Source organism: Thermotoga sp. (assembly GCF_021162145.1).
Classification (GTDB): Bacteria; Thermotogota; Thermotogae; order Thermotogales; family Thermotogaceae; genus Thermotoga.
Genome location: NZ_JAGGZH010000104.1, coordinates 1 through 5,978, shown reverse-complemented (window position 1 = coordinate 5,978; position 5,978 = coordinate 1). Strand labels below are relative to the sequence as shown.

The 5,978-nt window shown below is 40.5% G+C and carries 5 protein-coding genes and 1 pseudogene; 5 read left to right on the top strand and 1 reads right to left on the bottom strand.

The window, feature by feature from the left end:
• The first annotated feature begins 464 nt into the window (after window positions 1-464).
• The 4 genes and pseudogenes from J7K79_RS06450 to J7K79_RS06430 all read left to right on the top strand — a co-directional run bounded on the left by J7K79_RS06450 (window position 465) and on the right by J7K79_RS06430 (window position 4,598).
• Window positions 465-838, top strand: a pseudogene (locus J7K79_RS06450) (tyrosine-type recombinase/integrase).
• Between the two features lie 52 nt (window positions 839-890).
• A complete protein-coding gene (locus J7K79_RS06440) occupies window positions 891-1,037 on the top strand; it encodes a hypothetical protein (protein ID WP_296906535.1) in 147 nt (48 codons plus the stop codon).
• Window positions 1,038-1,469: 432 nt separating this feature from the next.
• A complete protein-coding gene (locus J7K79_RS06435; protein WP_296906531.1) occupies window positions 1,470-1,736 on the top strand; it encodes a hypothetical protein in 267 nt (88 codons plus the stop codon).
• 1,509 nt (window positions 1,737-3,245) lie between these two features.
• The gene (locus J7K79_RS06430; RefSeq protein WP_296906529.1) at window positions 3,246-4,598 is read left to right on the top strand and encodes an ATP-binding protein; all 1,353 of its coding nucleotides are present in this window, start codon (window positions 3,246-3,248) and stop codon (window positions 4,596-4,598) included.
• Here J7K79_RS06430 and J7K79_RS06425 read toward each other — a convergent pair.
• Window positions 4,579-5,127: a GNAT family protein gene (locus J7K79_RS06425; protein WP_296906526.1), complete on the bottom strand. Its 549-nt coding sequence runs from the start codon at window positions 5,125-5,127 to the stop codon at window positions 4,579-4,581. The genes J7K79_RS06430 and J7K79_RS06425 overlap by 20 nt on opposite strands.
• A gap of 62 nt (window positions 5,128-5,189) precedes the next feature.
• Here J7K79_RS06425 and J7K79_RS06420 point away from each other — a divergent pair, with 62 nt between their 5' ends.
• A complete protein-coding gene (locus tag J7K79_RS06420) occupies window positions 5,190-5,951 on the top strand; it encodes a tyrosine-type recombinase/integrase (protein ID WP_296906523.1) in 762 nt (253 codons plus the stop codon).
• The last annotated feature ends 27 nt before the right edge of the window (window positions 5,952-5,978 follow it).

Below are 5,978 nucleotides of genomic sequence, written 5' to 3'. Positions count from 1 at the left end.
GTAAAATACCATTTATATTATATACCAAATTTGATTTTTCCAATCCACCATTTTTAAAAATGGTCATTTGCGGAAATCTGCTTACACTCAGTATTCTCAATTTTTGATGATATACTTGGCAACTTATGAAAAGTGCTGATATGCTTTTATCAATGATGAAAAATAATAAAAGATGGTGAAAAAACATGAAAGAGTATCTCAGATATCTCAAAACGGTAAAGAAGCGAGATGAGAAGGCAATAAAGCAGTATAGAAGTATCTCCAGAGAATTTCGGAGATTCGAACCACTCACACGTTCCAGTTGGGAACGCTACCTTAAACACATTTCCGCAAACAAGCCATGAACGCAGAGAAATAAACTTGTACCTGAATTGGGAAGCCGATAATGAATTACTCAGGTTCGATAAAAGATTCTGGAATGACGCTGAACTTCTTGAGAAATTGCTCTACCAAAAGCTCTCGAAATGGACGAGGTCAGGGCTATCGTAAACGCTACTGACAATGAGTATTACAAGGCTATATTCAAACTCTTGACAAACACAGGTATGAGGATTTCGGAACTTTTGAAACTCAGAAAGAGCGATATTCGCATAGTAAAAGATACTGCTAAGCTCCGTATCCATGGAAAAGACAACAAGGAAAGAATCGTCATGATAAAACCGACATCATACGCAAGACCATACAAGCAGGAGTATTCGATAGGAAAGTATCAACGAGAGCCGTACGAAAAGCCTTGAAAAAGTATGACGAAAAGGCTGGCATCACAAGGAACGTGACACCACACATGTTCAGGCATACTCTTGGTGTCGAACTTGCAAAAAGGGGTACCCATAAATAAAATCCAAGCGATTTTAGGACATTCCGGTCTTTCAACAACAGGGATTTATCTAATGCTGTACCGCATGGAAAGAAAAGGGTTCATTAAACCTGTAAAATTTCCGGGATCTGGAAAGAAGCTCTATATCAAAGAGGATATTTTGAAGCTTTTAAGACGCTACCAAAAAGTTGACCGTGGTGATGGCATTGAAGATGTTTGAAAAGCTTAAAGAAACGATCAATAAAGTTGCTAAAAAATTTCGAAAGATCTCAACATTCCACTGGAAGATGTAAAGCAGGAACTTTGGAAACCTGTGCTGAGAGAAAAATAAGTGGGAGCATCTTCGGAGAGTATAAGGAAGCAATCAATTCGGCTTCTATGGCGAGAAAAGAAAACATTCAAAAAGGCAGAAGATGGTTTCATTTTTATTCGATATCATCACACCGAAACCGATGATGAGTCAGAACACCCCACAGCAATGGAGCTTGCTATAACAGCTGAAATCAAGGCAATATTCAAAAGAAGAACGAGAGCACTATTCAGAAACCTTCCGCGATGTGTGTGAACACACACTGCATCGAATCTACGATAGATTTAATAATTTCCGCGTGCACCTTTTTGATGGAGAATTACCGACAGCGAGGAACTATCTTTGCTGTGCGACTACCACAAAGGAGCACCTTTCAACGAACTATCGGAACGATATAACCTTTCAATTCTTGCTGTTAAAAAAGCAATCAGAACAGTACACGAAGAAGCTCTTATGGCCCCATCTATCTCTTCGAGGCGTTTGTTTGGGACTATCGAAGTTACAAAATGTTTTGACAAATCACAATGGAAATTGGAAGATCCAGAAACTGCTTCCGAACATGATTCGAAAATCACACTTTACAAAGAATTACAGGTCCTTTCAAAATAACTAGGTGTCATCAAATCAATGAAACGTAATGAACTCGAAATGTTTATTTTCAAGTATGCCCTAGATCTCCTCTTAAGCAAGTAGATTTTACTCTGCCCATCACATATTTCTTTTTTCTTTAAACCAATTTCATGGATAAAAGAAAAGAAGATCGGCAGTAATACACCAGATATTCTGACTGCCTACAGTATTCCTATACACTGTCCTGAAGCTTTTGGAACGAAGCGGTGTATCCTTCGACCTCGATATGTACGAATTCGTTTACTCAACGCTGGACTATATCGAATTTGAGTATCCTTACAACGAAAAGATGAATTTAATAGTCAAAAGTTTTGTGTTCTCTTAGAGTGAGGTATCTGTGATATAGGGGAGGCCATACGTTATATAGATGTACGCTATATAGATGATAGTAGAAATACTACAAAACCCAAGGGCTTAGTATCCTTAGTATTCTCCCAAGACCTTTAAAAGGGAGAAGGATTCTTCCTACCGATTTTAACACGGTATGGTGAATTCTTTAAAAATCTTTCCCCGAGAATGGCTATATCGATCTTCGCCTTTCTTCTTGGAATCCAGATGGATAATTCCTGGCGGTCTTAGTTTTTCTTCCACATCACCGAAGTTCATCCAGCCACATTCAAAGAATCGAAATGTTTATTTTGACATCGCTCCAAGAAAAAAACAATTCTTCAGGCACTTGCGGAAACCTGAAATACGTCTGGGCAGCATGGATAGACGTAGATTGTGAAAAAGAAGGAAGATCACTGAAGCGGTAAAGCAACTAAAAACCTGGATCCTTACACCTTCAATCATTATAGATAGCGGGCATGGAATTCACGCCTATTGGATCTTGAAGGAAGCTACCGACAATTTTAATCTCATCGAAGAAATCAATTCAGGACTTACAAAGGTTCCTAATAGCGATCCCACAGTTTTTGACTCGACAAGAATCATACGAGTACTTGGAACTTTTAATGCTAAAGCTAAACCAGTACCTGTCTAGATCCTTGAAATAAATAATCGGGAATATTCACTTTTGGATCTCGAAGATTGGCGGGAAGAGATTCCACGATACGATTCAAGTACTCGATTGACTCTTAAGAAGAGATTTCCTGATGAGGTAGTGGATAGAGTCATTGAAGAGTACTCATTCCTGAAGCATTACAAAGAGGATGCTGCAACCTTACCCGAACCTGATTGATATTGCACGATAACCAATTTAACCGCATTTGAAGCAACCGAAAAAATTCATGAATTATTCAAGCCATATCATACATAAACGCCTCATTGATACTCTAAAGAGGAAACGCAGTGAAAAATAAGCACGCTATTAAAGATGCACTTGAATCACACTCATGTGACTATGCCAATTTTACGACAATCATACTTTGAAGTATTCGAACAGATGGAATGGGCTATGAAAAATTATAAATTCACATTTACTGAATTTAAATTTACCAATTTGGTATTTATCTTTTGTTGATATATAATATTCAGGGGGCGAAGGAGATGCTCATCGACAGGGAAAAAGAATGTGAATTTTTGAGAAGGAAGGCTTCAAGTAACAGGGCAGAGCTTTTAATTGTATATGGGAGACGACGTGTGGGGAAGACGTTTCTTCTTCAGAATTGCCTTGAGAAGGCTTTGTTTTTCACAGCAGATCTTTCCAGTAGCTTCCAGCTGATGAATCGCTTTTTGGACGAAATAAAGGCTATTCTGAAACTACCAGCTACCTTGAAAATTTCTTCCTGGGACGAGTTTTTTTCTCTACTGAAAAACGTGTTTGAAACACGAAAAGACTTGAAAACAGTTGTTTTTGATGAATTTCAGTACATTCCTATGCGTGATGAAAGTTTCATGAGTGTTCTTCAGAGGTGGTGGGATGAGGTATTTTCTAAAATGGGCATTAAAATGATCCTTTGCGGTTCCTACATCGGTATGATTGAAAAAATCGCTCTCACGCAGAATAGCCCTCTTTACGGCAGAAGAACCGGTCAGTATCAGATTCTCCCTCTTGATTTCTTCAACTCTGCAAAGTTCCTGAATTTCGAGAACGAAGAGGATTATGTAAAGGCCTACAGCGTCACAGGTGGTATTCCGCTGTATCTTCTTGAGTTCTCAGAATACAGAGATTTTCAAACAGCACTGGTGGAAAAGGTACTCACACCGGGAGAATATCTGGTGGAAGAAGGACGATTTCTGACCCTGGAAGAATTCCACGATCCTTCAAGTTACTACTCGATACTTCAAGTGATAGCACAGGGTAAGACTGTTCCTTCGGAAATAGCAAACCTTTCTGGGATTGATTTCAAGAGCATCAACGTCTATCTTTCAAGACTGGTGGAGTTGAGACTCGTTGAAAAAGAACTTCCTTTCTCTTTGACCAGAAAGCCAAAGCGTAAACCAAGATATTACCTGTCCGATGAGTACCTGAGGTTTTATTTTAGGTATATATATCCGAACAAAGAATTGATATATCGCGGCTTGAGAGAAGAGACACTGAGAAGAATAGATTCCACGTTCAATCAACACGTCTCGTTCACTTTCGAAAAGATCGCCCGGCAGTATATGGTCAGAAACGTGGGCGTGGAAAAAGTTGGCAGATGGTGGGACAAAGACATGGAAATCGATCTTGTAGGAGTCAAAGGAAACACACTCTATGTGGGTGAGTGTAAATGGTCGAACAAAAAAGTGGACATTCGTGTTCTGAATAGGCTCAGAAACAAAGTTGCGTACCTTTTGAAAGATCTTCGTGTGGAGGATTTCACCGTCGTTTATTATCTCTTTTCCAAAAGCGGTTTCGAAGGTCTTAAAGAGACTGAAGAGGTGAAGCTGGTCGATCTCAGGGATTTATTTCAATGAAATCTCTCCACTCACTTCTCAACAATCCCATCACGATGATATCATGGTACTTGCCTTCCCTGAACAGTTCTTGCCTCAGGATACCTTCCACCTTGAACCCTTCTTTTTCATAGACCCTTTTTGCACGTTCGTTGAAACTGTACGTGTGGAGTTTGATCTTGTTTATGTTCATCTCGTCGAAGATGAATCCTACGAGGATTCTCATGGCGTCTGTTCCATACCCCTGGTTCCAGCGGGATCTTCCCAAGAATATTCCAACTTCTGCCACAGAGTTTTTCCAATCGATCTTGTTGATACCACAACCCCCTATGTATTCTCCACTGCTCAGTTTTTCAATGGCGAATGAGTAAGAATTTATGCTGAAGGGGTTCAGGTTTTGATACCATTTTTCCTCATCTTCTCTTTGCCAGGGGAATGGGATCCCCCGTACAAGGTATTTCTTTACCTCCGGGTCGTTAATGTACTCCAGTGCTTTTTCTATGTCTTCTCTTCTGTAAGCCCTGAGCCTTACAAGTTTTCCCTCGAGCATACTATCTCTTCTTTCGGCGTTATCGATTGTACCATATAATTAGAAACAGGAAGGTGGTTCCTGTGAAGGAATACTTGGAATATCTCAGGGTAGTGAAGAAAAGAAGCGAAAGAACACTGTACCAGTATCGCTCCATTTTGAAGGAGTTCGCCGAGTACGAACCCGTCACCCTTGATTCCTGGAGGGAATATCTACACAGAATATCAAGCAACGCTCCCACCACCCAGCGTAACAAACTCGTTGTGGTGAAAAACTACCTCAACTGGAAAGCGGACAGAGGTATTCTGAACGTGAAGGATCGTTTCTGGAACGAAGCTGAGCCTCCTCGTTATGTGGTGCTTCCAAAAGCCATAGAACTCGACGAAATCAAACGCATCATCGAAGTGTGTGATCATCGGATGTACAGGGCGATCTTCAAAGTGCTCGCCAATACGGGGATGAGGGTATCGGAACTCGTGAATCTCTCGATACAGGATATCTCATTGAACGACTCCGCCAGGATAAGGATAAGAGGGAAGGGCAATAAGGAAAGGATCATCAACGTTTCCAAGGATCTGGTGGAAGAACTCATGAGATCCGGTTTTTTCGAGAGGAAACCTTCTGTTCGTTCAATACAAAGAGCCGTCAGGCGATACGCCAGAAAGGCCGGGATAAGAAAAAGGGTGACTCCCCATATTTTCAGGCACTCCTTTGCAGTGGCTCTAATGGAGCGTGGAATCCCTCTGAACAAGATACAGGCCCTTCTTGGCCATGCAAATATCTCAACCACTTCCATATACCTGAAGATAGCGAGCGAAGGTGTTGAAGTGCCAAAGATTATTTAATACAAAACAAATATAATCTCTGAAAAT